Source organism: Rhodopseudomonas infernalis (genome assembly GCF_022271405.1).
Taxonomy (GTDB): domain Bacteria; phylum Pseudomonadota; class Alphaproteobacteria; order Rhizobiales; family Xanthobacteraceae; genus Rhodopseudomonas; species Rhodopseudomonas infernalis.
Window position 1 is genome coordinate 1 of the sequence record NZ_JAJNAL010000037.1, and the last position, 26,275, is coordinate 26,275.

Genomic DNA, 26,275 nt, shown 5'->3' on the forward strand with positions numbered 1-26,275 from the left:
GAGCAGTGAGCCTGCTACTTCCACAACCCGAGCAGCGGTCCATCCTTGCCGACGACCGGATCACTCTCCGGCAGCGCCACGTCCGGAATGCTCTTCAGCGCGCGGCGATAATTCGCCGGCGTCGGCCGCGTCACCTGCATTTCAGCGCCGGGCGGATAGCCGCCGACGACTTCGAAATCATGCGACGCGAACAGCCGCTGGTGACCCATTCCGGCAGGCAGCACCGCGACATCGCCGGGCTTCAGCTCGATCGCTTCGCCCTGCTCGCCGCCGAACAGCACCAACGCATGGCCGCGCGCGACGCCGAGCGCCTCGTGAACCGTCGCGTGATAATGCGTGTAGTCGAAGATGCCGTTGCGCCACATCTGATGGCCCCAGCCGTTGCGCGCGAACAGCTGCTCGATCGCCGCCGCCGGATCCGGCCGCGCGACGTCGACCGCGCGCTTGTAGATCAGCAGCGGCAGCTCATTGTTCGGAACCAGCCCGTCGTCGTCGAAACGATAGGCGTGCGGCATTGTCCGGTCGCGGGCGAGCGACATGATCACTCCGGCAATTGTTGTGATGTACCGGGGACAACGTCACGACGCCGCGGCGGTTCCGGTCGGCAGCTCGAACACCAGGCAGGTCGTGGTGGCGTGCGCCAGCAGTCGGCCGCTGCTGTCGGTGATCCGCGCTTCCGCGGTGGCCGCGCGGCGGCCGACATTCAGCGTGCGGCCCTCGGTCCGAACCACGCCGCTGTCCTGGCTCATGCCGCGGATGAAGCTGATCTTGAATTCCAGCGTGGTGTAGCCCTGACCCGGCTTCAGCATGCTCTGCACCGCGAGACCCATCGCCGAATCCAGCAGCGTCGCCGCGTAGCCGCCATGGACCGAACCGATCGGATTGTAGTGCCGCAGTCCCGGCGCCGAATGCATCACGATCAGGCCCAGCTCGGCGACTTCGTCGAACGGCTCGATCGTCTGCATGATCGGCGGTGCCGGCAGCTCGCCGGCGAACATCGCGCGAATGAAGTCGAGTCCCGACATCGACGCCATCACGTCGATCGGCGTCACGCCGTAGTCCCGTTTCCGTCCGCCGCCCGCGTCCATGCCGCTCCTCCGGTTTGAATGATAGTAATCATATCAAACTCGGCGGCCGGACTCCAGTGGCGCGTCCGCGCGTCAGGTGAGCGCGGGCGCCGGCACGAAACGGCCACGCTGCTGCATCGCCGTCAGCACCGCGTGCAGGTCCGGCAGCACCGCGGCGCATTTGCCGCGCGTCGCGGCGTCGGGCTGCAGCATGTCGGGCACCATCAGGGTGATGGCGCCGGCGCTCGACGCGGCCGCGACGCCGACGCTGGAATCCTCGACCGCGACGCAATTTCCCGGCGCGCTGCCGATCCGCTCCGCGGCCAGCAGATACAGATCCGGCGCCGGCTTGCCGTGCGCGACGTCGTCGCGCGTGAGCACGGTGTCGAAGCGGTCGCGGATGCCCGCCAGCGTCAGATGCATGTCGGCCGTCTTGCGCGTCGACGAGGTCACCACCGCCACGCGGCAGCGGGCCTCGCGCAGCGTGTCGAGCAGTTCCAGCGTGCCGGGCTTCACCGGCAGGCCGGTGGCGAAGCGGGCGTCGCGCTTGCGCACGAAGGATCGATTGATGTCGGCGAGCGGCAGGGCGTCGCCGTAGCGCGCGACCAGCAGCGCCTGGCATTCCGGGCCGGGCAGGCCGATCATGCTGTGACAGGTGGCGATCGCATCGGGCAGGCCGAATTCGTTCAGCACTTCGCTGAGGCTGTCGAGATAGACGCGCTCGGTGTCGACCAGCGTGCCGTCCATGTCGAGCAGCACCGCCTCGATGATCCAGTCCGTCACGCGCTCACCTGTCACCCGCTGGCCGGCTGGCTCTGGCCAGCTCGCGCAGGCAGTCCGGGCACAAACAATCCACCGCATCCGACGGCATCGGCAAACTCACCGGCGCCGCCGCACACCAGCACTGCGCATCCATCGTGCACCCAAACTCCACCCCGCACCCGGCGCAGATCAGCCGGCGGGGCTGGGGAGGGGAAGAAGGAAGGCTCGATACCGGCTTCATAGGCTCAGCTTAGCCCCGGGCATCCGTCGGCGTAAGGGTCTTTGGCGTCGGCGACGGAAGCCAGCGTCCTGCCCGGCCCCACCCCCCGTCATTCCGGGGCGCGCGAAGCGCGAACCCGGAATCCCGAAATTCGGACGACGGCCGGCGCCGCAGAACGCTGGGGGATTCCGGGTTCGCTCGCTTTCGCGAGCGCCCCGGAATGACGTGCGTTGGGGTTGGGCGAAGCAGCCTCGACTCTGCCAGCCCCACCCCCCGTCATTCCGGGGCGCGCGTAGCGCGAACCCGGAATCTCGAAATTTGGACGACGGCCGGCGCCGCAGAACACTGCGAGATTCCGGGTTCGCTCGCTGGCGCGAGCGCCCCGGAATGACGTGCGTTGGGGTTGGGCGAAGCAGCGGCGACTCTGCCAGCCCCACACGCCGTCATTCCGGGGCGCGACCGCAGGTCGCGAACCCGGAATCCGGAGCTGATGGGCACCGGGAGGACCAACAACTCGGTACGACTGCCGCCTTGGTTGCACGGCGCTCACCGGGGAAAGGTTGCACGGCGCTCAGGCGGGGAAAGCTTCATTGTCGCGTCAGCCGGCTCTTGACATTCCCATCAACTTCTGAATATATTCCTATAACCTCATCCCATCGAGGGGCGTTTCCTGGGACGCTTGGAGATGTGGGGTGAGGCGGTGGCGCCTGCGGGCGTGGGGCAGACGTTGCCTCGCGTACTCGGGAGCCCCGGGTCGCCGTCCGGGCCCACTACGGGGCTCTGCCGCTGATGCCGGCTGGACGCGGCGCAGGTGAAGGCGGAGAAATCCGCCGGAGGCGGACCTTCGGGTCCGATGCTGCGCCCGGAAGAACGGCCCCGGGGTCAAAAATCGCCACGGTGGAGCGTCGAAAGGCGTTTCCGCGGCCTCTGATCGCCGGCGATCCGGCGAGCATGCTGCGGCACTACTCAAGGTCGCGCCTTTCGGCGCTCCGCCTCCCTCGGCCTGGCGGCCGGCGCGGAGGTCCTCCGAGCCGGCCGCTCTCGCGATCCACCACGCGGGCGAGGATCGCGCATGCCCGCTCCATTTCGTTTCATCACAGACCGAAGGAGATCGCATCATGACGAAGATCGTCGAATGGGACGACGCGTATCTGAAGCAATGCGAGGCAAACGAGCGTCGCGGTGCCGTCGAAGCGCTGACTGATGCCGACTGGCTGGAGGCGAGGCGGCAGCTGTTCCAGGAATTGTCAGACACCTATGCCGGCTACGCTTCTTGCCCGAGCGCCAAATGCCGGCGCGCACGGCGGTGCGTCGGCGATGGCCCGGAATGCTGCGCACAACTGCAGGTCGGAATTCCCGCGGATGTCGAACGGGATTTGTGCGACGAAATTTATCACGAGATTCAGCAGCACCGCCGTGATGCCGCGTGCAGCGGGGACGCCTCACGATGAGGTCCGATGTCGTGCCGACGGCCGGCCGCAGAACCCCCGTCATTCCGGGGCGCGCGCAGCGCGAACCCGGAATCTCGAGATTGGGACGGAGGCTGGTGCCGCAGAACGCTGCGAGATTCCGGGTTCGCTCGCTGGCGCGAGCGCCCCGGAATGACGGGCGTTGTGGTTCGGCGAAGCAACCTCGGCTCTGCCCGTCCCCATCCCCCGTCATTCCGGGGCGCGCGCAGCGCGAACCCGGAATCTCGAAATTGGGACGAAGGCCTTTGCCGCAGAACGCTTCGAGATTCCGGGTTCGCGAGCTGCGCTCGCGCCCCGGAATGACGGTGCTTGGGGCGATGGAGGGCGCCGCGATGCTACGCGTTGGTGATGGTGTCGATCTCCGCCATCTCCTCGGCGCTGAGCTGCCAGCTCGCGGCTTTGACGTTCTGTTCGATCTGTTCGGGGCTGGTCGCGCCGGCGATCACGCTGGAGACTTGCGGGCGGCAGGCGAGCCAGGAGAAGGCGAGGTCGAGCAGCGACTTGCCGCGCGCCTCCGCGAAGGCTTTCAGCTTGTCGACGATGTCGAGATTGGCCTCGGTGAAATAACGGTCGCGGATCGCCGGCATCTTGGCGAAGCGCGTGTTGCCGGCGATCTCGGCGCCGCGTTGATACTTCCCGGTGAGAAGACCGCTCGCCAGCGGGAAGAACGGCAGCAGGCCGAGTCTGTACTCCTGCGCGGCGGGCAGCAGGTCCTTCTCGATGTCGCGGACCACGAGGCTGTATTCGTCCTGGCACGACACGTAGCGATGGGTGCCGAGCGCGCGGGCGACGTATTCGGCCTCGGCGATGCGCCACGCCGGGAAATTGGAATTGCCGATGTAGCGCACCTTGCCGGCGCGGATCAGATCGTCGAGCGCGCGCAGCGTCTCGTCGATCGGCGTCAGCGGGTCGTAATCGTGCTGCTGATACAGGTCGATGTAGTCGGTCTTCAGCCGCGTCAGGCTGGCCTCGACGGCGGCGATGATGTAGCGCCGCGCGGCGCCCTGCTTGGTGCCGTCGGCGGCCATCGGCTTGGAAAACTTCGTCGCCAGTACGATGTCTTTGCGGCGGTCGCCGAGCACGTTGCCCAGCACGGTCTCGGAACCGCCCTGGCCCGCATAGATGTCGGCGGTGTCGAACAGCGTGACGCCGAGATCGATCGCCTTGTGGATCACCTTGCGCGAGGTGTCGGGATCGGTGCGCTGGCCGAAATTATTGCAGCCGAGGCCGACCAGCGACACGCGCAGGCCGCTGCCGCCGAGATTGCGAAGTTGCATGATAAGTCCTGTGCGAAACCCGGAAGCCGTGATTGTGGCCCGCGTCGCGTGCCGGAGCAAGGCGGCAGGCGCTCGCCAGCTCTGCGCGGCGCAGATCGGCGCGCGTCAGGCCGGCTCGAATTGCGGCTCGCTCTGCGGTGCCGCGGTCGTCTCTGGACGCGGCGCCATCGCGCCCTGCACGCCGGCGCGGCGGGCGGCTTCGCTCATCCGCCGCACCGAGGCCTCGGCCTGGCGCGTGATCGCCTTGCGGTCGCTGGCGCGGATCGGTTCGCCCCAGCTCACCGTGACGTCGATCGCGCCAGCCGACAGCAGGCCGATGAAGTGCGGGATCAGTTCGGCGTCGCCGTACCAGGCCACGCGCTCGCGCAGTTCGCGGCCGATCGGCAGGCCGCCGAAGCCGGTGTAGGTCACGGCCATCGGCTGCACGCCGACCGGCATACTGGTGTCGTCGCCGAGCGTGTGATGCACCGCGCCGACCAGCGCCGAGCGGAACGGCAGCACGCGGCTGCCGTCGCTCGAGGTGCCTTCGGCGAACAGCACGATGGCCTCGCCGCTCGCGAGCCGCGCGCCGATCTCGGCGGTGGCCTCACCGGTGCGCTGCCGCGCCTGGCGATCGATGAACACCGTGCGCTGCAGCTTCGCCAGCCAGCCGAACACCGGCCAAGTCGCGACCTCGCTCTTGGCGACGAACGACACCGGCGCCATCGCGGAGATCACGCAGATGTCCAGCCACGAGACGTGATTGGAGAGGATCAGCACCGCGCCGGTGTTGTCGCGCCGGCCGACCTGCCGGATGCGCACGCCGATCAGTCGGCAGGCGATGCGGTGATACATCTGCGGGATACTACGCTGAATGCGCCAGCCGTAGCGCAGCGCCAGCAGATGGACGGGAAGCAGCGCCAGCGTTAGCGGCACGATGCAGGCAATTACCAGGACGAAACGGATCATCGTAATATCGCCAGCTCAAAAAAGGTGCGGCCCCGGTCAGACGCGGCGACTGACGGGGACCGCTGGGGGACGCTGATCGGCGACGGGGGGTCTCGATCAAACGCAACGCTAACCTATCGGTAGTTTGTTACATGGTGGTGACGCAGCAAAACGATCGCGCATCCTGTTCGGTCGCGAAGCCGCGGAATGTCGCCGCGGAACGTTGCCGCCTGACTGCGCTACGTGATCGTAATGGTGCGATGCTGCGCGCGATACAGCCGCGGCGTAGTGCCGACCGCCTTGCGGAAGGCGCGGTTGAAATTCGCCTGAGACGAGAACCCGGTCGCATAGGCGATCTCGGCCAGCGACTGGCGATCCGTCGCCAAGAGGCGCTTGGCGAGGTCGAGCCGCTGCCGGCTGACGTATTCGTGGGGCGTGCAGCCCGTCGCGGCCTTGAAGCTGCGCGAAAAATGCGCCGGGCTCATGCAGGCGATCGAGGCGAGATCGCTGACGGTGAAGTCGCGCTCCGCCGACGTGCTGATGAAGTCGGTGACGCGCGACAATCGCCGTGCGTCGAGCGGGCGGTTCGCCGCCTGCGTCTGCTTCAGGCGAATCGCCGTGTCTGCGTAAGTGTGGACCAGATGCGCCGACAGCGCGCGGCCGAGGCTCTCGATCAGCAGGCGACCGGTCGAGGATTCATGCGCAAGCTCCTGCAGGATACGCTCCGCGACGTGCTCGATGAAGATGTCGTGGTCGATCGCCTCGTAGCGGATCGCGATGCCGGCCGGATCGATGTCCATGTCCTGCAGCATGGTATCTTCGAACGGCCGGCCGGGCAGGAAGATGTGCAGACATTCGTGGATTTCGCTCTCGACCCGAATGAAATCCTCGCGGATTCCGGCCGGGCAGAGCCAGACCGTTCCGCGCCGGCCAAAGGTCCGCTGCCGCATGCCGGCGCCTTCGCGGTCGACCACGGACCTGCCGCGCAACAGCACGGCGATCTCGGTGTCGCGCGGCAGCAGCGACGGCAGGTCGCCGCATTCGTGGCTCCACCGCTCCGCGAGCAGGTGAGACCACCGGCGGTCGTTCGAAGTCTGGAGCATTCTGCCGGTAACATATTTATCGACAGAATTGCCGAGCATCCCCATCGTGAATCTCCACAGATTGACGCGAGTGCAGGCAAGGACAGTCCAGGTAAGCAATTACCATGCCACGAAGCGGGCGTCCGGTCCAGCGCAGTTTTGGAATACAACCAAGCAGGTTTGGAAAAGCCACGCCGCTCCGGCTGCCGCATCCTTGCGCATGTTTTGAATGTGCACATGGAGGAGCCATATGGCCCGGACCACCGTCGTAGGCGCCTGCCCCCACGATTGCCCCGACACCTGCTCGATCCTCACCACCGTCGAGGACGGCAAGGCGATCGCCGTGCGCGGCAATCCCGATCACCCATTCACGCGCGGCCGGCTCTGCGTGAAGGTCAACAACTACGAGGAGCGCGTCTACAGCGACAAGCGCGTGCTGTATCCGATGAAGCGCGTCGGCCCGAAGGGCACCAAGCAGTTTCAGCGCATCAGCTGGGACGAAGCGATCGACACCATCGCGACGCGCTGGAAGGCGATCATCGCCGAGCACGGCGCGCAGGCGATCCTGCCTTACAGCTATCTCGGCACCCAGGGCGTCATCAACGGTCTCAACGTCGGCGATCCGCTGTTCAACAAGCTCGGCGCCACCGTGCTGGAGCGCACCTTCTGCGATTCCGGCTCCTGCACGGCCTATCTGCTGACGATCGGGCACACGCCGGGCGTCGATCCGGAAAGCTTCGTGCACTCGAAGTACATCATTCTTTGGGCCTGCAACACGCTCAGCACCAATTCGCATCACTGGCCGTTCATCGAGCAGGCCAAGAAGAACGGCGCCAAGCTGGTGGTGATCGATCCGGTCAGGACGCGCACGGCGCGGCTGGCCGACTGGCATATTCAGATCCGGCCCGGCACCGATGCGGCCTTGGCGCTGGCGATGATGCACGTGATCATCAAGGAAGACCTGGTCGACCGCGACTACATCGACAAGCACACGGTCGGCTACGACGAATTGGCGCAGCGCGTCGCGACCTACACGCCGGAATTCGCCTCGCAGGAGACCGGCATCCCGGTCGAGGACATCCTCAAGCTCGCGCGCGAATACGCCACGACGCCGCCCGCGGTGGTGCGGATCGGCGTGGCGGTGGAACGGCACGCCGGCGGTGGCCAGACGGTGCGAGCGATCGCCTGCCTGCCGGCCCTGATCGGCGCCTGGAAGCATGTCGGCGGCGGTCTGTTGCAACTGCCGATCTGGGCCTTCCCGGTGAAGTGGGAAGTCTTGATGCGGCCTGAACTCGCGCCGGAGAAGATGCGCGTGCTGAACTCCTGGCGGCTCGGCGCGGCGCTGACCGGCGAGCTCGGCTTCGATCCGCCCATCAAGGCGATGTTCGTCTACAACGCCAATCCGATGGCGATGGTGACCGAGCAGGACAAGATCGAGAAGGGGCTCGAACGCGAGGATCTGTTCACCGTCGTCAGCGAACATTTCATCACCGACACGGCGAAGTACGCCGACATCGTGTTGCCGGCGACCACCCAGCTCGAGCAGAAGGACATCATGTTCTCCTGGGGACATCTCTATCTGTCCTACAACAATCAGGCGATCGAGCCGCTCGGCGAAGCGGTCCCGAACACCGAGTTGTTCCGCCGTCTCGCCAAGGCGATGGGGATCACCGACCCGACCTTCTTCCGCAGCGATGACGAGATGATCGAGGCGTCGCTGGATTGGACCAATCCGGTACTGCAAGGGATCACGCTGGAGGACGTCAAGGCCAAGGGCTTTTCGCGTCTCAACATGCCGGCACCGGCCGATTGGGCGCCGCATCGCGACGGCAATTTCCCGACCGCCACCGGCAAAGTCGAGTTCAAGTCGACCATCGCTGAGGGCGGCAATTTCGTCGCGCCGCTGTTCCGGCAGGGCTATGGCGGCGATCAGGACGGCTCGCCGATCGATCCGTTGCCGCACTATATTTCGCCGAACGAGAGCGCCCGCACCGCGCCGCAGCTGGCCGAGCGCTATCCGCTCAGCCTGATCTCGCCGAAGAGCCACGCCTTCCTCAACTCGAACTACGGCAACCTGCCGGCGCAGACCGCGCAGGCCGGCGAGGAGCAGGCGGTGATCCTCAACCCCGACGACGCCGCGCATCGCGGCATCGAAGCCGGCGCGCCGATCCGCGTGTTCAACGATCGCGGCTCGTTCGAAGCCTATGCGACGGTGTCGGCCGACGTGATGGCCGGCGTCGTGGTGGCGCCGTCCGGATATTGGCAGCGCTCCAACCGCAAGGGCGCGACCGTGCACGCGCTGACGCCGCCGGCCTTCGCCGATCTCGGCCGCGCGCCGACGTTTTCGGATGTGCTCGTGCAAGTCGGGAGGCTGTAGCCGCGACAGCTCTTCACTGGGCCGACGCCGCGCGGTGTCGGCCGTCTCCTCGTCTCACACTGGATTTCCGACGATGACCCACGTCGTGACTGATAACTGCAAGGGCTGCCGCTACACCGAATGCGTGACGGTGTGCCCGGTCGAGTGCTTCCATCTCGACGGCGCCATGACCTATATCGATCCGGAAAACTGCATCGATTGCGGCGGCTGCGTGCCGGCCTGTCCGGTCGGCGCGATCGAGCCCGACTATCGGCTGGCCGCGGACAAAAAATTCTGGATCGCCGTCAACCGCAAGCGTGTTGCCGAGACGCCGGTGATCACAGCACGTCTGCCGCCATTGCCTGGCGCGGATGAACGCAGGCAAGCGCTGGGACGATGACGGTGCCGTTTCACGTCGCGGTCGTCGGTGCCGGGCCGAGCGGGTTCTACGCCGCCGAAGCATTGTTGCGGTCCGGCGTGCCGGTCGCCGTCGATCTGTTCGAGCAGTTGCCGGTGCCGTACGGACTGGTGCGATACGGCGTGGCGCCGGATCATCCCAAGCTCAAGCTGGTCAGTCTGACCTTCGACAAGATCGCGGCGCTTCCCGGTTTCCGTTTCATCGGCGGCGTCACGGTCGGCAAGGATGTCGCGATCGATGAGCTACGCGCCGCCTATGGCGCCGTCGTGCTCGCAACCGGCGCCGATCTCAGCCGACCGCTCGGCATTCCGGGCGAAACGCTGCCCGGATGTCATTCCGCCGGCGCTTTCGTGGGTTGGTACAACGGCCATCCAGACTATCGCGATTTCAGCTTCGATCTGGGCCACGAGGTTGCGACCGTCATCGGCCACGGCAACGTCGCGCTCGACGTCGCACGCATCCTGTCGAAGACCGCCGACGAATTGCGGCAGACCGACATCGCCACGCACGCGCTCGAGGTCCTCGCGGAAAGCCGTGTGCGCGAAGTGCATGTGGTGGGGCGAGGCAATCCGGCGCAGGCGAAGTTCGGGGCCAAGGAGCTGCGCGACTTCCTCAGCCTGGCCGGTTGCGACGCTTGGGTCGATCCGCGCGACCTTGCCTCGGTGCCTGCGATGCCTGACGATCCGGAGCAAAGCGAGAAGCTGTCGTTGCTGCGCAGCTTCGCCCAGCAGGAGCCGTCCAGGCGACGGCGCTGCGTCTTTCGCTTCGGCTTATCGCCGCTCGAGGTCATCGGCGATCGGCGCGTCGCGGCGATCCGGTTCGCGCGCCATGCAGGTGAGACCGAAGACGTGGCGTGTGGCATGATGTTCAGCAGCATCGGCCGCCGCACTGCGCCGCTGCCGGGCGTGCCTTATGACGTCGATCGCGGTGTGCACGACAACAGCGACGGCCGCATCGTGGACAATGGCTCATTGGTCCGAGGCCTCTATGTCTGCGGTTGGAGCAAGCGCGGCCCGAGCGGCACGATCGGAACGAATCGAGCCTGCAGCATCGCGACGGCCGAGGCGGTGCTGATGGACTTCGCGACCGGTGTATTGTCAGGGCCGGGCAAGGAGCCCGACGAGCTGCTTTCGCACCTGCACGCGCGCGTTCCGCGGCTGCTGAGTTATCAGGATTGGGCGGCGATCGACGCCGCCGAGAAGCGGCGAGGGGCCGCCGATGGACGGCCGCGCGATAAATTCGTTCGTACTTCCGAGATGTTTGCTGCGCTGGATGGCGTGTCGCAAAGCGACGTCGCGATCAGCTTCGCGCATCAGCGCTGATTTGCCGCGACTCGGTCAAACGCCGCGCGAGGCGGCCCGCGCGCGTGCGTCTGCGTGTCCGCTAGCGAACTAACAAGCGGCAGGCTGCGACATCATCGCTTCTCCCGAACCTCGCCGATGCGTTGACTGGTGCGTTTACGCCATGGTCAGATCATCAAAACAAATTAACAAGGGAGAAGCGCGTGTCAGGCTCGATCAGCAAGACCAACCGTCGCAGCCTCATGAAAGGCGCGCTCGCCGCTGTAGCGGCTCCGGCTTTGATCGGTCCCGCTCTGGCGCAACAGAAGGTCAACTGGAAGGTTCAGGCACATTGGCCGAAGGCGTCGGGCTCGTTCAACGACAGTCTCGGCGTGCTCGCCAAGGAGCTCGCCGCGCGTACCGACGGCCGCTTCACGCTGGAGACGTTCGGGGCCGGCGAAATCGCCAAGGACCGCGAGATCTACAACGTCGTCCGCCGCGGCGTCGTGCAGATGGGCACGATCTCGCCGGCCTATATGCTCGGCGAGGCGCAGGCGCTGGGGCTGCTCTACGGCGTTCCCGGCACGTTGCGCGAGCCTTGGGAGATGATGCACTTCACCAAGAACCTCGGCGCCGAGAAGCTGGTCAACGACGAACTGCGGCCCAAAGGCGTGGTGATGTTCGCCGAGAAGGCGTACCCGACCGAAGTCGTGCTGAAGCGCAAGATCAGTTCGGCCGCCGAACTCGGCTCTTTGAAGATCCGCTCGACAGGCGCGATGCTGGAGTATTTCGCCGCGGCCGGCGCTTCGCCGCAGCAGATTGCCGGGCCGGAGATTTATCAGGCGATCTCGACCGGCGTGGTCGATGGCGCGCATTGGGGCGCCGCGGTCGGCGCGCTGTCGATGAAGTTCTGGGAGGTGGCGCCGTTCCACATGAAGCCGGCGCTCGGGATCACCAACGACGCATGGATCATCAACACCGCGGCGCTCGACAAGCTGCCGCCGGACCTGCGGTTGCAATTGCTGTCGCTGATCGAGGAACGCTACTTTCTGCGTTCGGTCGAGTATCAGCATCAGGAAGCAGTCGCGCTCGCCACCGGCCGGGCCAAGATGAACGTCGAGGTCGTGCAGTTTCCGGAAGACGTGATGGCGAAATTCGCCGCGGCTTCGAAAACGATCCTGCAAAAGGAAACCGCGAAGGGCGAGCATGCGGCCAAAGGCGGCGCCGCGCTGTCGAAGTTGATGTCCGACCTCGGCTACGTCTGAGTTGCCGACGCAAGCCGTGAGGCCGTCGCCGCATCGGTCGATACGCCGCCAACAGCCGAGCGACCGGATTGGCTCGAGTGGAGCGTCGCGCGCGCTCGGCTCGGCTGCGCGGGCCGAACCATGAAAGTCATCGCATGTTGAGGATCGCCGCCGCCATCACCCAGCTGAATTACTGGGTCGCCAGGATCGCTGCGTGGTTGATCCTCCCGATTTTCGTGTTGCTGATGGCCGACGTCATCATGCGCTACGTGGTCGGTAGCGCAGCGATCTGGACGTCCGAATTCGCGCAGTTGATCTTCGGGGTCTACGCGGTCGTCGCTGGCGGCTATCTGCTGGCCGAACGGGCGCACGTCAATGTCGACATCTTCTACGGCAAGTTCAGCCGCGTGCAGAAGGCGAGAGTGGATCTCGCCACCTCGTTCCTGTTCTTGCTGTTCATGGGGGTGCTGATCTGGCAGAGCGCCGACATGGCATGGGAGTCCGTCGCCAAGCTCGAAAGCTCGTACAGCCTCTGGAATCCATACATCTGGCCGGTCAAGCTGGCGATTCCGGTCGCCGGCGTGCTGCTGTTGCTGCAAGGCCTGGTGCGGATCGCCTCGGACATCCGCACGCTTGCCGGCCACGACAACGATCCCGCCGTGTTCGGCAAGCAGGCCGGCGACGCTTCCTCTCACTGATCGGGCGATCTCGTGTCTGTCGAGCTTCTGACCTTCCTGTTCTTCGGTTCGCTGCTGGTGTTTCTGTTCATCGGCACGCCGCTGGTGTTCACGCTCGGCGGCATCTCGGTGATCTTCCTGTATTTCGCCATGGGGCCGGTCGGCTTCTACATCGTCGCGTCCAAATTCTGGGACTCGATGACGAACTTCACGCTGATCGCCATCCCGATGTATGTCTACATGGCGATGCTGCTGGAAAAGTCCGGCGTCGCGCAGAATCTCTACCGGATGATGCACGTCTGGTTCGGTGCGATGCGCGGCGGGCTGGCGATCGGCACCGTGCTGATCTGTGCGATTTTCGCAGCGATGAGCGGCATCAGCGGCGCCGCTGTAGTGACGATGGGGGCGATCGCGCTGCCGCGCATGCTGGAGCGCGGCTACGACAAGCGGCTCGCGATTGGCGCGATCAATGCCGGCGGTGGTTGGGGCGTGCTGGTGCCGCCCTCGATCCTGATGGTGCTGTACGCGATGCTGACCGAAGTCTCGGTCGGCCGGCTGTTCGCCTCGGGCATCGGCCCCGGCATGCTGCTGGTCGTGCTGGTGACGGTCTACATCGTGGTGCGCGCCTGGCTGCAGCCGTCTCTGGCGCCTGCGCTGCCGCCGGAGGAGCGCGGCGACTGGCGCCTGAAGCTGAGCACGTTGAAGGCCGTGGCGCTGCCGATCCTGATCGTGCTGCTGGTGCTGGGCTCGATCTTCGGCGGGTTCGCGACACCGACCGAAGCGGCGGCGCTCGGCGTGTTCGGCGCGCTGATCGCGTCGGCGGTGCATCGCAAGCTGTCGTTCGCCGTGCTGTCGGATTCCGCGACGCAGACGTTGCGGCTCACCGCGCTGATCATGTGGATCCTGTTCGCCGCGCACGCCTTCTCGACCGCGTATACGACGCTCGGCGCCAACGAACTGATGAACCATTTGGTTTCGCAGGTCCCGGGTGGCGAGTGGGGTGCGCTGATCTTCATCCTGGCCGTGCTGCTGCTGCTCGGCATGGTGCTGGATCCGGTCGGCATCATGCTGATCACGCTGCCGGTGTTCATGCCGGTGGTGCAGCTCTATGGCTGGGATCCGGTCTGGTTCGGCGTGGTCTTCATCATGATGATGGAGATCGGCTACATGACGCCGCCGTTCGGCTTCAACCTGTTCTATCTGAAAGCGGTGGCGCCGCCGGAAGTCAGCATGGGCGACATCTACTGGTCGGTCATCCCGTACGCGCTGGTGACGTTCCTCGGCGTGCTGATCGTGATCATGCTGCCGCAGATCGCGCTGTTCTTCCCGAACCTGTTCTTCGGGATGCCGCGCTGATACGCGTTACTGGCTCGCTGGCGTGACGCGCAGGATGCGGCCGGCGGCGTTGTCGGTGAGCAGCCACAGCGCGCCGTCGGGTCCCTGGCGAACGTCGCGGATACGTTCGTTCAGCGGCTGCAGCAGCCGCTCTTCGGCGGTGACCTTGTCGCCGGACAGCGACAGCCGCACCAGCATCTTGCCGGCAAGCGCGCCGGCAAACAGGCTGCCGTTCCACTTCGGAAACAGCTTGCCGGTGTAGAACGCCAATCCGGACGGCGCGATCGACGGCACCCAGTATTTGACCGGCTGCTCCATGCCGGGCTTCGCCGTCGCTTCGTGGATCTTGGCGCCCGAGTAGTCGATGCCGTAGCCGATCACAGGCCAGCCGTAGTTCTTGCCGGCCGCGATGATGTTGACCTCGTCGCCGCCGCGCGGGCCGTGCTCGATCTCCCACAGCTTGCCGTCGGCGGGGTTGAAGGCGAGCGCCTGCGGATTGCGGTGGCCAAAGCTCCAGATCTCCGGCTTTGCGCCGTCGCGGCCGACCAATGGATTGTCGCTCGGCACGCTGCCATCGGGGGCGATCCGGACGATCTTGCCGAGGTGATTGCCGAGATTTTGCGCCTCGTCGCGACCGCTGAAATGCTCGCCGAGAGTGACGTACAGATTGCCGCCGGCACCTTGCGCGATCCGGCAGCCATAGTGGTTGCCGCTCGACAACGGCCCGTCCTGGCGGAAGATGACTTTGACGGCGTCGAGCGCCGGCGCGTTGCCGTCCACCAAAGCCGCCCGCGCCACGGCGGTGCGTCCGCCGCTGCGTCCTGCTTCAGTGGCACGCTCCGAATAGCAGAAGTAGATGGTGCGGTTGGCGGCGAACTCCTTGTCGGTGACGACGTCGAGCAGGCCGCCTTGTCCGGCGGCCCAGACTTTCGGCACGCCCATGACAGGCGGCGACAGCGCGCCCTGCGACGACACAATGCGCATTCGTCCGGGCCGCTCGGTTACCAGTAGACGGCCTTCCGGCAAAAACGCCAAGGCCCACGGATAGGACAGATTCTCGGCGAAAGTCCTCACCGCCAGCGGCCCAGCGGAGGAGGTAAACGAGGTCGGCTCGCCGCTGCTCTTGGTGGCGATCAGGAACGACGCAATGATCACGGTAGCCGCGGTCAGCGAACCGGAGACCCAGACCAGCAGCGCTTTCATCGCAGCCCCTCCACGCATCATTAAAGCAGATGCAGCACGAGCGCTGCCGTTCCCGGCCGGCTGTACGGTTGTTCGAGAGCGGAGCTCAGATTGCGAACGGCATCGCCATGCTCGACTGGGTCGAGACGACGGCCAGCAACAACATGACGCCGAGCACGACCACGGCAGCGGCGAGCGACGCCGCAACGGCGCGCATCAACCGAAGTGAGCCAAATGGCGTCGTACGCGGAACAAAGCCGGCCTCGTGACCGGATGACCGAGACATGACCAAATCCTCGCAATCGCGGCGAATCACCGCGCAAGCGGAATTTTTCAGCGATTGCAGGCGTTTATGCGGCGCCTGCAAGCCGATCATGTCGAAAAGACGGCAAAATGAGCGTCTGCAGCGGCTTCCGTTACGCTTCGGCGGCGAAATTCGCGTGGTCATGCGGCGCCGGGGCGGGCGTCCAGTCCATTGTGACGAACCCTGGAGTCTGTTCCACCCGCCTCAGCCAGGCGTTGACCGACGGGAAGGTCGACAGGTCGAAGTCGCATTGGTCGGCCACATGGGTGTAGCCGTACAATGCGATGTCGGCGATCGTGAGCTGACCGGCGGCGAAGTAATCGTGGGTCTTCAGGTGATTTTCCATGACCTGCAGCGCGGCGTAGCCGCGCTCGAGCCAGTCTTCCAGCGCGTGGGTCTGCAGATCGCGGCCGCCCTTTACCAGGCAAAGCCAGAAATACGCCGAGCCGATATTCGGCTCCAGCGCGTGCTGCTCGAAGAACATCCACTGCAGCGCTTCGGCGCGGTCCATCCGCGTGTCCGGCGCCAGCGAGGTGCCGACGGCCAGATACCAGAGGATCGCGTTGGACTCCGCCAGATAGCGGCCCTGTGCGACTTCCAATAGCGGCACCTGACCGCTGGGGTTCTTGGCGAGAAAGTCCGGCGTCCGGCTTTCGCCGCGCAGGATATCGACCTCGATACAGCGATACGGAGCGTCCAGGAACGCCAGAGCGAGGCGGGCCTTGTAGCTGTTGCCGGAGCGCTGCATCGAAAAGAGCTTGTACATCTCGGTCGTTTCGCTCGCCTTCGTCGTCCGGGCATCTGCCGACCCGAACGCGGCCAAACAATGATGCCGATGACGGCGGCTCGCAAGACCCCGGGGCTGGAAAAACTCCAGCATCCTGCTGCGTTGCATCAATTGCGGCGCTTGCAACAGCGATCTCGACCCGGTCACACCTCCGCGATGTGGTGGTGAACTTCGTTCGTCTCGGCGGGCCGTTGGATCGCTCGGCGGATGACCAGCGCGAACAGCGCGAGCGTCATCAGTAGCCCCAGCGGGACGTCGATCGCACCGGCGACACTTCGCGCCAGTAACGGTGTGACCCAGGCCGCGGCCAGCAGCGAGATCTCGTACGATCGGAAGCCGCCCGTGAGCCCGGCGCTCACCATGAAGGCGATGGCGGGGCCGAGCAGCATCAGATCGTAATCGAGCACATGGGGCGAGGCCAGCAGGGTGGCGAGCACCAGCACGGCCGCCTTGACGGCGGCATCGCCGGACGTGCGCCACACCCACATGGCGCCGACGATCACCGTGATCGAGAGCGTGGTTTGCACGCCATAAGCGAGCGAAACGCTGCCTCCCCACATCCGCACCGCTGCGAAGGCGCTCTGCAGCTTCTCGAAGCCGACCTCGCCCTGCTCCAGCAGTACCTTGCGGGAGATGTCGGCCGAGGCCGCAAACGCCGGCCAGATCTCGAAGCCGAACGTCAGCGTGGTCACCGCGACAAGACCCGCGACCGCGGCGGCCGCGGCCGCGATGGTTCGCCATCGTCCGCCGGCCAGCAACGCCAGCGGAATGACCAGGGCGAATTGCGGTTTGTACGCCAGCATGGCGAACATCACCCCGGACAGGAGCGGTTGTCCGCGCAGCAGGCACAGCGCCGCGCCGAACAGGCCTGCGGTGAGGAATCCGTTCTGGCCATGGCCCAGATTGACGAACACCGCCGGAAACGCCGCCGCGGCTGGCAGCCATAACGAGGCGGCCACTCCGGCGCGGACACGGCGCAGGATCGTGCCGATGACCGTCAAATACAGCGCGAAGCTGGCCGCCTGCCAGACCATGAGCGCAAGCCAGTAGGGCAGCAGCGCCAGCGGTGCCGCGATGAACAGGAAGAACGGCGGATACGGCCAGGCGTAATAGGGCGTCGCGGCGCCGAACAGCTGCTGCTGGCGGGCGTAATGGGCGGCGGCGTCGTAGGCCTCGGTGGCTTTGCCATCGAGCACCATCGAGCCGGCCGCGTAGAAGCTTGAGAAGTCGGTGCCGAGCGGCTTGCCGTTGCGGTCGATCAGCCCGTCCGACAGCGCAACCCAGCCAATCATCCCGGCCACGCACATGCTACCCATCAGCAGGCTGTACACCCGAAGCCGCTCGCGGGTCAGCCAGCGGCCGGTGGCAAAGTGCTGCCAGAGTTGAGACATTTGGGCTCGCGCGGGTGGGAGGCAGGCTCACCCTAGCGGTGGCGCTTTAAGCCTTCCTGAACCTGCCGGCATCTTGGCCAGTCCGGCGCAAGCTTCTTGCGATGCAACGTGCCGCCCCTTAGTGTAGGACCATCCCCGTCAGAAATCGAAGAGTCGCGCCTTCCGCCGGCTCATGACGGCTGCAAGGAGAAAACGATGTCGTTCCTGTCGACCGCGCTCGATCGTGTGAAGCCGTCCGCGACCATCGCGGTCACGGACAAGGCACGTGAGCTCAAAGCGGCGGGCCGCAACGTCATCGGGCTCGGCTCCGGCGAGCCGGATTTCGACACGCCGGCCAACATCAAGCTTGCAGCGATCCATGCGATCGAAGCCGGCAAGACCAAGTACACCGCGGTCGACGGCATTCCCGAGCTGAAGCAGGCGATCATCGACAAGTTTCAGCGCGAGAACGGCCTGACCTACAAGCCGAACCAGATCATCGTCGGCACCGGCGGCAAGCAGGTGCTGTACAACGCGCTGATAGCGACCATCAATCCGGGCGACGAGGTGATCATCCCGGCACCGTATTGGGTCAGCTATCCGGAGATGGTGGCGCTCGCCGGTGGCGAGAGCGTGCCGGTGGTCTGCACCGCCGAGTTCGGCTTCAAGCTGCAGCCCGGTGCGCTGGAAGCCGCGATCACGCCGAAGACCAAGTGGATCATCCTCAACTCGCCGTCGAACCCGACCGGCGCCGCCTATTCGCGCGAAGAGCTGAAGGCTCTCACCGACGTGCTGGTCAAGCATCCCCACGTCTGGGTGATGACCGACGACATGTACGAGCACCTCGTCTATGACGACTTCAAGTTCACCACGCCGGCGCAGATCGAGCCCAAGCTGTTCGATCGCACCCTGACAGTGAACGGCGTGTCGAAGTCGTATTGCATGACCGGCTGGCGCATCGGCTATGCGGGCGGCCCGGCGGAACTGATCAAGGCGATGGCGACGATCCAGTCGCAGTCGACCTCGAACCCGTCGTCGATCGCGCAGTGGGCAGCCGTCGAGGCGCTCAACGGTCCGCAGGAATTCATCGCCGCGCACAACAAGATCTTCAAGGAGCGCCGCGATCTCGTGGTGTCGATGCTCAACCAGGCGGCCGGCATCGATTGCCCGCGTCCGGAAGGCGCGTTCTACGTGTATCCGTCCTGCGCCGGCGCGATCGGCAAGACGGCGCCGTCCGGCAACAAGATCGAGAACGACCAGGACTTCGTCACCGAGCTACTCGAGGCCGAAGGCGTCGCGGTGGTGCAAGGTTCGGCGTTCGGCCTCGGCCCGGCGTTCCGCATCTCCTATGCGACCAAGACGTCGGATCTCGAAGACGCCTGCAAGCGCATCCAGCGCTTCTGCGGCAACCTGCGCTGAACGCACCAACCGCGCGTTCATTACAAATCGGCAAGATTCACTGGATTCATTCCGGTGTGTTGCAACTGCCTTGTTTTGGCCAAGACAGTTCCTTCTTGTCGCCTCGCATCTTTAATCCTGGAAATGCGGAGTTGCTTTCAATGTCCATCTCAAGACTGTTCGGTGTCGCGGCCCTCGGCCTGATCGCGTCCGTCGCGAGCGCGAACGCGCAGCAGCGGCTGCAGGTCGGCGTGCTCGAATGCGCAGGCGGCCCGAACGTCGGCTACGTCGTCGGTTCGACCACCCAGCTTCAGTGCGTGTTCAAGAGCGAAGGCCGTCGGCCCGAGCCCTACGTCGCCACGCTTCAGCGCATCGGCGTCGACCTCGGCTTCACCCAGAACACCGGCCTCGCCTGGGCGGTCTATGCGCCGACCTACCGGCTCGGCCGTGGTGACCTCGCCGGCAGCTTCGGCGGCGTCGGCGCCAACGCCTCGTTCGGCGTCGGCTTCGGCGGCAATCTGCTGGTCGGCGGCTCGGGCAATGCCTACGCGCTGCAGCCCCTCAGCCTGCAGGGCCAGACCGGCCTGAACGCAACCGCAGGTATCGTCGACGTTCAGCTCCGTCCGGTCGACATGCCGCGCAAGTATCGCAAGCACAAGCGTCACCATCGGCATCATCGCTGATCAGTTCGGCGCAACAGCGCTGTGACGAAGGGCCCGCCTCGTGCGGGCCCTTTTTGTTTCAGTCGCGTGCGGTTTAGACGCACGGGAACTGTCATTGAAGACTCGCCGATGCTGTGACTAGATGCACAGCGCTGCGCTCTGCGCGCGGCTGGCCCGCGCCGGCTGCATCGTGTCGATCTGCGGCACTGTCGAAGCGCGATCTCGGAAAACTATCCGAAAATCATCTGCAATCTGTCTGTATCTCGCTAACCGGAGAAAACTCTTATGAGCCGCTTTTCGCTTCTGCTCGCTGTCGCCGCCTCCCTGATTGCCAGCGCTGCTCACGCTCAGAGTCGCGTGCAGGTCGGCGTGCTGGAATGCCGCGGCGGCGCCAGCATGGGCTTCATCGTCGGCTCGGTCACCAATCTGGGCTGCGTGCTGCGCGTCAACGGCCGGCCCGATACGCCGTATGTCGCGACCGTCCGCAAGATCGGTCTCGATATCGGCATCACCGAGCAGACCGCGCTCGCCTGGGCCGTGTTCGCGCCGGTCGAGCGCTTCGGCGCCGGCGATCTCGCCGGCAACTACGCGGGCGCTCAGGGCTCGGCGGCGATCGGCGTCGGCGCCGGCGCCAACGTGCTGGTCGGCGGCTCGTCGAATTCGATCGCGCTGCAGCCGCTCAGCCTGCAGGGCCAGACCGGCGTCAACGTCGCGGTCGGCCTGCAGGAGCTCGAGCTGCGCCCCGGCCGCTAACTAATCGCATCGCTGCGGCGCAACGAAACTGCGCCGCAGCGATGATTTGTGGCTGTCCTTGATCCTGCTCAAGCCGATGCTGCAAGCACCGTAATTTTTCGGCCTTGCCAAGCGTCGTATGTTGCGGAAGCATCCCGTCTTGCCGACCCAATCACGGGCCGAGCTCCAGAAGAAGGAGGCGGCGATGGGACAAGACGTCAAAAGTTCCCCAAATACTAAACAATCGGGTCCCCGGTGCATCGCGCTGGTGGGCCCCTTCCAAAGCGGAAAAACCACACTGCTCGAAGCGATCCTGGCGCGCACCGGCGCGGTGCCGCGTGTCGGTTCGGTCGACGCGGGCACCTCGGTGGGCGACTCCACGCCCGAGGCGCGACAACACAGGATGGGGCTCAGCCTCACCGCGGCGACTACGCAGTTCATGGGAGAGAGCTACACATTCCTCGATTGTCCGGGCTCCGTCGAATTCGCGCACGACATGCGCGCCGCGCTGCCCGCTGTCGACGCCGCCATCGTGGTATGTGAGGCTGACGAACGCAAGCTGCCGCAGTTGCAACTGATCCTGCGCGAACTCGAAGACCTCGGCATTCCGCGCTTCCTGTTCTTGAACAAGATCGATCGCGCGACCAAACGCATCCGCGAAGTTCTCGACAGCCTGCAGCCGGCTTCGCGCATTCCTTTGGTGCTGCGCCAGATCCCGATCTGGAATGGCGATCTGATCGCCGGCTACGTCGACCTCGCACTGGAGCGAGCCTTCGTTTATCGCGAGCATAAACCGTCCGAAGTGATGGCGCTCGAAGGCGGCGATCTCGATCGCGAGAAGGAAGCCCGCTTCTCGATGCTGGAAAAGCTGGCCGATCACGATGACGCGCTGATGGAGCAATTGCTCGAAGATATCCCGCCGCCGCGCGACGCCGTGTTCGACGACCTCGCCCGCGAGCTACGCGACGGGCTGATCTGTCCGGTGCTGCTCGGCTCGGCATTACGCGAGAACGGCGTGATGCGTCTTCTCAAGGCGCTCCGCCATGAGGCGCCCGACGTCACTGAGACGGCGACGCGATTGGGAGTCGCGACCGCCAAGGAGGCGGTCGGCTACGTGTTCAAGACCAACCACCTGCAACACGGCGGCAAGCTGTCGCTCGCCCGCGTGTTTGCCGGAACGCTGAACGACGGCGACACCGTGCTGTCGTCGAACGGCGAATCGGCGCGTGTCTCCGGCATCCACGCCGTCAATGGCGGGGCGGACAGCAAGCGCTCGACCGCCGGTGCCGGCGATGTCGTGGCACTCGGCAAGCTCGATGCGATCAGGACCGGCGACACCTTCGCCACCGGCAAGGCCGCGCCGGCGTCGCTCGCCGATGTCAGTGCGGCGCCGCCGGTGCTGGCGATGGCGCTTGCCGCCGCCGATCGCAAGGACGACGTCAAGCTCGGCCAGTCGCTGCAGCGCCTGAGCGAGGAGGATCCGTCGCTCACCGTGATCCACGATCCGCAGACCCACGACATCGTGCTGTGGGGGCAGGGCGAGATGCATCTGCGCGTCGCGCTGGAGCGGCTCAAGGAGCGCTACGGCGTCAGCGTCAAGTCGCATCCGCCTGCGATCGGCTATCGCGAGACCATCCGCAAAGCCGTTACTCAGCGAGGACGGCACAAGAAGCAGTCCGGCGGCCACGGCCAGTTCGGCGACGTCGTGCTCGACGTCAAGCCGCTGCAACGCGGAGAAGGTTTCGTGTTCGCCGAGACGGTGGTGGGTGGCGCGGTGCCGCGCAACTACATCGGCGCGGTCGAGGAGGGCGCCGCCGACGGGCTGCGGATGGGGCCGCTCGGCTTCCCGGTGGTCGACGTCCACGTCACGCTGACCGACGGCTCGTATCACAGCGTGGACTCCTCGGATCAGGCGTTCCGCACCGCGGCGCGGATCGGGATCACCGAGGCGCTGCCGCAGTGCCAGCCGGTGCTGCTGGAGCCGATCCACACGGTCGAGATCGTCTGCCCGACCGACGCCACCGCCAAGGTCAACGCCATCCTGTCCGGACGGCGCGGTCAGATTCTCGGCTTCGACACCCGCGAAGGCTGGCAGGGCTGGGACATGGTCCGCGCCACCATGCCAGAGGCGGAGATCGGTGACCTGATCGTGGAATTGCGCTCGGCGACCGCCGGGGCCGGCAGTTTCACCCGCAGTTTCGACCATATGGCCGAAGTCACCGGTCGGACTGCCGACCAGATCATCGCGGCGCACCGCCAGGTCGCCGCCTGATCCATTTGCGACGAGACGAAACGGCTTCAATGATGTGCCAAGCATCATTGAAGCCGTTTCATATTTAGGGTAGCCGATAAGCGGACCGGAATTGGAAGGCTCACTTGATCACTTCGGCTCAAATGCGTGCGGCGCGGGCGCTGCTCGGGATCGATCAGCGCGAGCTGGCGAAGCTCGCCGGCGTGTCGGTGCCGACCATCCAGCGTATGGAGGCCAGTGGCGGCAACGTCCGCGGCATCGTCGAGTCGCTGACCCGGGTGGTCGACGCGCTCAACCGCGCTGGCGTCGAGCTGATCGGCGAACACGCCCGCAGCGAAGACGGCGGCCGCGGCGTGCGGATGAAGCACGCGACGCCAGCGCCGGCTGGAAGGGACGAGCCGTGACGCCGCCCGAGCATCCGGGCGAGGGCCACACCGCGGCCTGCCTGATCGGTTGGCCGGCGGCGCATTCGCGATCGCCGCTGATCCATCATTACTGGCTGCGCACGCTCGGCATTCCGGGCGGCTACTCGATCGAATCCGTGCCGCCCGAGGGCTTTGCCGAATTCGTGCTGAACCTGCGCTCGCACGGCTACAGCGGCGCCAACGTCACCATCCCGCACAAGGAGCGCGCGCTGCAGCTGACGCAGCCGGACGAGCGCGCCCGCGCGGTCGGCGCCGCCAACACGCTGTACTACGACGGCGACGTGCTGCGCTCCACCAACACCGACGTCGAGGGCTTCATCGGCAATCTCGACGCCAGCGCGCCGGGCTGGGACCGCACCGAGCAGGCACTGGTGCTCGGCGCCGGCGGCTCGTCGCGCGCCGTGCTGTTCGGCCTGCTGGAGCGTGGCATCAAGCGAATCGCGCTCGCCAATCGCTCGATCGAACGGGCGCAGGCTCTGGCCGAGCTGTTCGGCGACCGCGTCGCGCCGATCGCCTGGACCGAGGCCGCCGCGGCGCTGCCGGGCGCCGGCCTTCTGGTAAACACCACGTCGCTCGGCATGAAGGGCCAACCGTCGCTCGATCTCGACCTCGAGCCGCTGCCGGCCGACGCGGTCGTCGCCGACCTGGTCTATGTGCCGCTGCAAACCGAGCTGCTCACCGAGGCGCGTGGCCGCGGCCTGCGCACCGCCGACGGCCTCGGCATGTTGCTGCATCAGGCGGTGCGCGGCTTCGAACTCTGGTTTGGCGCACGGCCCCACGTCAGCGCCGAGCTGCGCGAATTGATTGAGGCCGATCTGCTCGCGCACACGTGAATGAATAAGACGCGGTCGACAGCATTTCCATCACGGGGCTTGCTGGAGAACTCGTCGATGTCGTTCCGTTTTTCTGTCACCCGTCCGCTCGTCGCCATGGCTCTGCTCGGACTGTCCGTTTCCTCCGCCCTGGCCCAACAATCGCCGACGCCCACCAAGGTGCGCGGCGAGATCGAGCGCGTCGACGGCGATAGCCTCGCGGTGAAGTCGCGCAGCGGGCAGGACGTCAAGCTGACTTTGCAGCCCGACCTGCGCGTCGCCGGCATCGCGCCGGTCGCGCTGTCCGATGTGAAGCCCGGCTCGTTCATCGGCGCCACCACCGTGCCCGGTCCGAACGGCGCCCACAACGCGGTCGAAATTCACATCTTCCCGGAATCGATGCGCGGCACCGGCGAAGGCTCGCGGGCCTGGGACCTCGGCCCGAACAGCACGATGACCAATGCCACCGTCGATCAGTCGGTCGCCAGCAACGACGGCAGCACCGTGACGGTGAAATACAAAGGCGGCGAGAAGGTCATCACCGTCACGACCAAGACCCAGGTCGTGACCTACGTGCCGGCCGACAAGTCCGATCTTAAGCAGGGCGCCAAAATCATCGCGTTCGGCAAGACACTTCCCGACGGCTCGTTCCAGACCAGCCGCATCGCGGTCGGCCGCGACGGCCTCACGCCGCCGATGTAAACGGGCGCGGTCAGTTATCACCCTGACCCGGCCGCGGCCGGTAGCGTGGCAATGACCAGCCGCGCTGCAAGGCCGCGGCGCGGACGAGCAGCGCGATGATGAACCCCGCGCCGGTGCTGAGTTCGCGTGATACGCCGAACGCCATCGAGATCACGAACGTCGCGGCGCCGAGCAGGGCCGCCGTGACGTAGATCTCGCGGCGCAGGATCACCGGGATTTCGCCGCCGAGCAGATCGCGGATGATGCCGCCGAAGGTGGCGGTGACGACGCCCATCGCGACCGCCACGATGCCGTTGACGCCGGCGAGCAGGGCCTTTTCGGCGCCGATCACCGCGAACAGCGCCATCCCGACGGCATCGAGCCACAACAGCGCCCGGTAGCGGGAGTGCGGAATGTGCGCGGTGAAGAACACGACGCCGGAGACCAGCACGCAGGCAACCAGATACGCCGGCTCGCCAATCCAGAACACCGGCAGCCCGAGCAGCACATCGCGCAGCGTGCCGCCGCCGATGCCGGTCGCGGTGCCGAGCAGCGCGAAGCCGACGATGTCCATCTGCTTGCGCGATGCCACCAGCGCGCCGGTGACGGCGAACACCACGACGCCGAGCCAGTCGAGCAGCGTCGTGACGGTCTCGAACATGCCGGCGTCTCCGATTGGTCGCCGGCCGCTACCTGCCGACGAACTTCGCCTCGCGCTTTTCCATGAAGGCCGCGATACCTTCCTTCATGTCCTGCGTCTTGAACAGCGGCAGCAGCTGCAAGTACACGTGGTGGACGTGGTCCGGGAAGGTTTCGTTGAGTCCGATGCGCATCATCCGCTTGGCGGCCTGCACGGCGAGCGGCGCGTTGCCGGCAATTTCCTTCGCCACGGCGCGGGCGCGGCCGATCAGCTCGGCGTCGGGCACCACCTCGTTGGCGAGGCCCCAGTCGAGGCTCTCGCGCGCCGACAGGGTGCGGCCGGTGAAGATCAGTTCGGCCGCCTTGGCCCAGCCGATCATCCGCGGCAGAAACCACGTCCCACCGGATTCCGGCACGACGCCGCGCTTGACGAAAGCCGCCGCGAGCTTGGCGGATTCCGCCATGATGCGGATGTCGCATCCGAGCGCGGTGTCCATGCCGTAGCCGGCCGCGCCGCCGTTGACGGCGCAGATTGTCGGCTTGTCCATGCCCTGCAGCACGGTCGGCGGAGTGTTGCGCAGATCCAGCGTGGTCGGCGACGACGCCGCGCTGAGGCCCTCGTCGCCGCGCTCCTTGGTGAGGTCGAGCCCGGCGCAGAACGCCCGGCCGTTGCCGGTGAGGATCACACAGCGCACCTCGGGGTCCTGATTGGCCTCGAGCAGCACCGCCGCCAGCCGGTTGAGCATCGGCCCGGAGATCGTATTCATCCGCTCCGGCGCGTTCAGCGTGATCGTCGCGATGTGGTCCTCGACGGCGTACAGCACTTCGCTGGTCGCGGCCTGCGTTGCGCGCTGGGTGTCGGTCATTGGGGTGTCCTCCGATTATTTTTCTTTGTTTTTGCCGCTGTTCTCTCCCCGT

Annotated in this window: 26 protein-coding genes; 14 read left to right on the forward strand and 12 right to left on the reverse strand. The window is 66.0% G+C overall.

The features are described 5' to 3' along the window. Positions 1 to 14: 14 nt before the first annotated feature. From LPW26_RS20265 to LPW26_RS20275, 3 genes are all read right to left on the reverse strand, one after another. Entirely contained in the window at positions 15 to 539 is a 525-nt protein-coding gene (locus LPW26_RS20265; protein ID WP_238737434.1) for a hypothetical protein, read from the reverse strand. A 39-nt stretch (positions 540 to 578) separates the two neighbouring features. Next, on the reverse strand, positions 579 to 1,088 hold the full coding sequence (locus LPW26_RS20270; RefSeq protein WP_238737435.1) for a PaaI family thioesterase: 510 nt from the start codon (positions 1,086 to 1,088) through the stop codon (positions 579 to 581). A 72-nt stretch (positions 1,089 to 1,160) separates the two neighbouring features. Further along, positions 1,161 to 1,850, reverse strand: a complete 690-nt coding sequence (locus tag LPW26_RS20275; protein WP_319942186.1) for an HAD family hydrolase — start codon at positions 1,848 to 1,850, stop codon at positions 1,161 to 1,163. A gap of 1,317 nt (positions 1,851 to 3,167) precedes the next feature. On the opposite strand from LPW26_RS20275, the gene LPW26_RS20285 reads away from it, so the two are divergent. Continuing rightward, entirely contained in the window at positions 3,168 to 3,500 is a 333-nt protein-coding gene (locus tag LPW26_RS20285) for a hypothetical protein (RefSeq protein WP_238737437.1), read from the forward strand. 353 nt (positions 3,501 to 3,853) lie between these two features. On the opposite strand, the gene LPW26_RS20290 is transcribed toward LPW26_RS20285, so the two are convergent. From LPW26_RS20290 to LPW26_RS20300, 3 genes are all read right to left on the reverse strand, one after another. Further along, positions 3,854 to 4,795 (reverse strand): aldo/keto reductase, encoded by a 942-nt coding sequence (locus LPW26_RS20290; RefSeq protein WP_238737438.1) that lies wholly within the window; start codon positions 4,793 to 4,795, stop codon positions 3,854 to 3,856. Positions 4,796 to 4,900: 105 nt separating this feature from the next. After that, entirely contained in the window at positions 4,901 to 5,743 is an 843-nt protein-coding gene (locus LPW26_RS20295; protein WP_238737439.1) for a lysophospholipid acyltransferase family protein, read from the reverse strand. A 218-nt stretch (positions 5,744 to 5,961) separates the two neighbouring features. Then, positions 5,962 to 6,825 carry an AraC family transcriptional regulator gene (locus LPW26_RS20300; RefSeq protein ID WP_238737440.1) on the reverse strand — a complete coding sequence of 288 codons (864 nt, stop codon included), beginning with the start codon at positions 6,823 to 6,825 and terminating at the stop codon, positions 5,962 to 5,964. A 229-nt stretch (positions 6,826 to 7,054) separates the two neighbouring features. Between LPW26_RS20300 and LPW26_RS20305 the strand changes: the two genes are divergently transcribed. The 6 genes from LPW26_RS20305 to LPW26_RS20330 all read left to right on the forward strand — a co-directional run bounded on the left by LPW26_RS20305 (position 7,055) and on the right by LPW26_RS20330 (position 14,135). Further along, on the forward strand, positions 7,055 to 9,181 hold the full coding sequence (locus LPW26_RS20305; protein ID WP_238737441.1) for a molybdopterin-containing oxidoreductase family protein: 2,127 nt from the start codon (positions 7,055 to 7,057) through the stop codon (positions 9,179 to 9,181). 73 nt (positions 9,182 to 9,254) lie between these two features. Then, complete coding sequence (locus tag LPW26_RS20310; protein ID WP_238737442.1) at positions 9,255 to 9,560, forward strand: ferredoxin family protein; 306 nt, start codon at positions 9,255 to 9,257, stop codon at positions 9,558 to 9,560. Continuing rightward, entirely contained in the window at positions 9,557 to 10,900 is a 1,344-nt protein-coding gene (locus LPW26_RS20315) for an FAD-dependent oxidoreductase (protein ID WP_238737443.1), read from the forward strand. The genes LPW26_RS20310 and LPW26_RS20315 overlap by 4 nt, the downstream gene beginning before the upstream one ends. Before the next feature lie 182 nt (positions 10,901 to 11,082). After that, on the forward strand, positions 11,083 to 12,123 hold the full coding sequence (gene dctP, locus LPW26_RS20320) for a TRAP transporter substrate-binding protein DctP (RefSeq protein ID WP_238737444.1): 1,041 nt from the start codon (positions 11,083 to 11,085) through the stop codon (positions 12,121 to 12,123). Positions 12,124 to 12,257: 134 nt separating this feature from the next. Beyond that, positions 12,258 to 12,800: a TRAP transporter small permease subunit gene (locus tag LPW26_RS20325; protein WP_238737445.1), complete on the forward strand. Its 543-nt coding sequence runs from the start codon at positions 12,258 to 12,260 to the stop codon at positions 12,798 to 12,800. A 12-nt stretch (positions 12,801 to 12,812) separates the two neighbouring features. Further along, positions 12,813 to 14,135, forward strand: coding sequence for a TRAP transporter large permease (locus tag LPW26_RS20330; protein ID WP_238737446.1), 1,323 nt, complete (start codon positions 12,813 to 12,815; stop codon positions 14,133 to 14,135). Between the two features lie 6 nt (positions 14,136 to 14,141). Here LPW26_RS20330 and LPW26_RS20335 read toward each other — a convergent pair whose 3' ends face one another. From LPW26_RS20335 to LPW26_RS20350, 4 genes are all read right to left on the reverse strand, one after another. Next, complete coding sequence (locus tag LPW26_RS20335; protein ID WP_238737447.1) at positions 14,142 to 15,317, reverse strand: PQQ-dependent sugar dehydrogenase; 1,176 nt, start codon at positions 15,315 to 15,317, stop codon at positions 14,142 to 14,144. An 85-nt stretch (positions 15,318 to 15,402) separates the two neighbouring features. Next, positions 15,403 to 15,744 carry a hypothetical protein gene (locus tag LPW26_RS20340; RefSeq protein WP_238737448.1) on the reverse strand — a complete coding sequence of 114 codons (342 nt, stop codon included), beginning with the start codon at positions 15,742 to 15,744 and terminating at the stop codon, positions 15,403 to 15,405. Then, a complete protein-coding gene (locus LPW26_RS20345; RefSeq protein WP_238737449.1) occupies positions 15,713 to 16,366 on the reverse strand; it encodes a glutathione S-transferase family protein in 654 nt (217 codons plus the stop codon). Before LPW26_RS20345 ends, LPW26_RS20340 begins: the two co-directional genes overlap by 32 nt. Positions 16,367 to 16,530: 164 nt before the next feature. Further along, positions 16,531 to 17,778 carry a glycosyltransferase family 87 protein gene (locus LPW26_RS20350; protein ID WP_238737450.1) on the reverse strand — a complete coding sequence of 416 codons (1,248 nt, stop codon included), beginning with the start codon at positions 17,776 to 17,778 and terminating at the stop codon, positions 16,531 to 16,533. 195 nt (positions 17,779 to 17,973) lie between these two features. On the opposite strand from LPW26_RS20350, the gene LPW26_RS20355 reads away from it, so the two are divergent. From LPW26_RS20355 to LPW26_RS20385, 7 genes are all read left to right on the forward strand, one after another. Continuing rightward, complete coding sequence (locus LPW26_RS20355; protein ID WP_238737451.1) at positions 17,974 to 19,176, forward strand: pyridoxal phosphate-dependent aminotransferase; 1,203 nt, start codon at positions 17,974 to 17,976, stop codon at positions 19,174 to 19,176. Between the two features lie 140 nt (positions 19,177 to 19,316). Beyond that, entirely contained in the window at positions 19,317 to 19,838 is a 522-nt protein-coding gene (locus LPW26_RS20360) for a DUF992 domain-containing protein (RefSeq protein ID WP_238737452.1), read from the forward strand. Between the two features lie 264 nt (positions 19,839 to 20,102). Continuing rightward, entirely contained in the window at positions 20,103 to 20,570 is a 468-nt protein-coding gene (locus tag LPW26_RS20365) for a DUF992 domain-containing protein (RefSeq protein WP_238737453.1), read from the forward strand. 184 nt (positions 20,571 to 20,754) lie between these two features. Beyond that, the gene (locus LPW26_RS20370) at positions 20,755 to 22,821 is read left to right on the forward strand and encodes an elongation factor G (protein WP_238737454.1); all 2,067 of its coding nucleotides are present in this window, start codon (positions 20,755 to 20,757) and stop codon (positions 22,819 to 22,821) included. A gap of 104 nt (positions 22,822 to 22,925) precedes the next feature. Then, complete coding sequence (locus tag LPW26_RS20375; protein ID WP_238737455.1) at positions 22,926 to 23,204, forward strand: helix-turn-helix domain-containing protein; 279 nt, start codon at positions 22,926 to 22,928, stop codon at positions 23,202 to 23,204. Further along, positions 23,201 to 24,058: a shikimate dehydrogenase gene (locus tag LPW26_RS20380; protein WP_238737456.1), complete on the forward strand. Its 858-nt coding sequence runs from the start codon at positions 23,201 to 23,203 to the stop codon at positions 24,056 to 24,058. Before LPW26_RS20375 ends, LPW26_RS20380 begins: the two co-directional genes overlap by 4 nt. A 57-nt stretch (positions 24,059 to 24,115) precedes the next feature. Then, a complete protein-coding gene (locus tag LPW26_RS20385; protein WP_238737457.1) occupies positions 24,116 to 24,739 on the forward strand; it encodes a single stranded DNA-binding domain-containing protein in 624 nt (207 codons plus the stop codon). A 10-nt stretch (positions 24,740 to 24,749) separates the two neighbouring features. Here LPW26_RS20385 and LPW26_RS20390 read toward each other — a convergent pair whose 3' ends face one another. Beyond that, entirely contained in the window at positions 24,750 to 25,379 is a 630-nt protein-coding gene (locus LPW26_RS20390; protein ID WP_238737458.1) for a trimeric intracellular cation channel family protein, read from the reverse strand. A 28-nt stretch (positions 25,380 to 25,407) separates the two neighbouring features. Further along, positions 25,408 to 26,223, reverse strand: coding sequence for an enoyl-CoA hydratase/isomerase family protein (locus LPW26_RS20395; protein WP_238737459.1), 816 nt, complete (start codon positions 26,221 to 26,223; stop codon positions 25,408 to 25,410). Positions 26,224 to 26,275 lie beyond the last annotated feature (52 nt).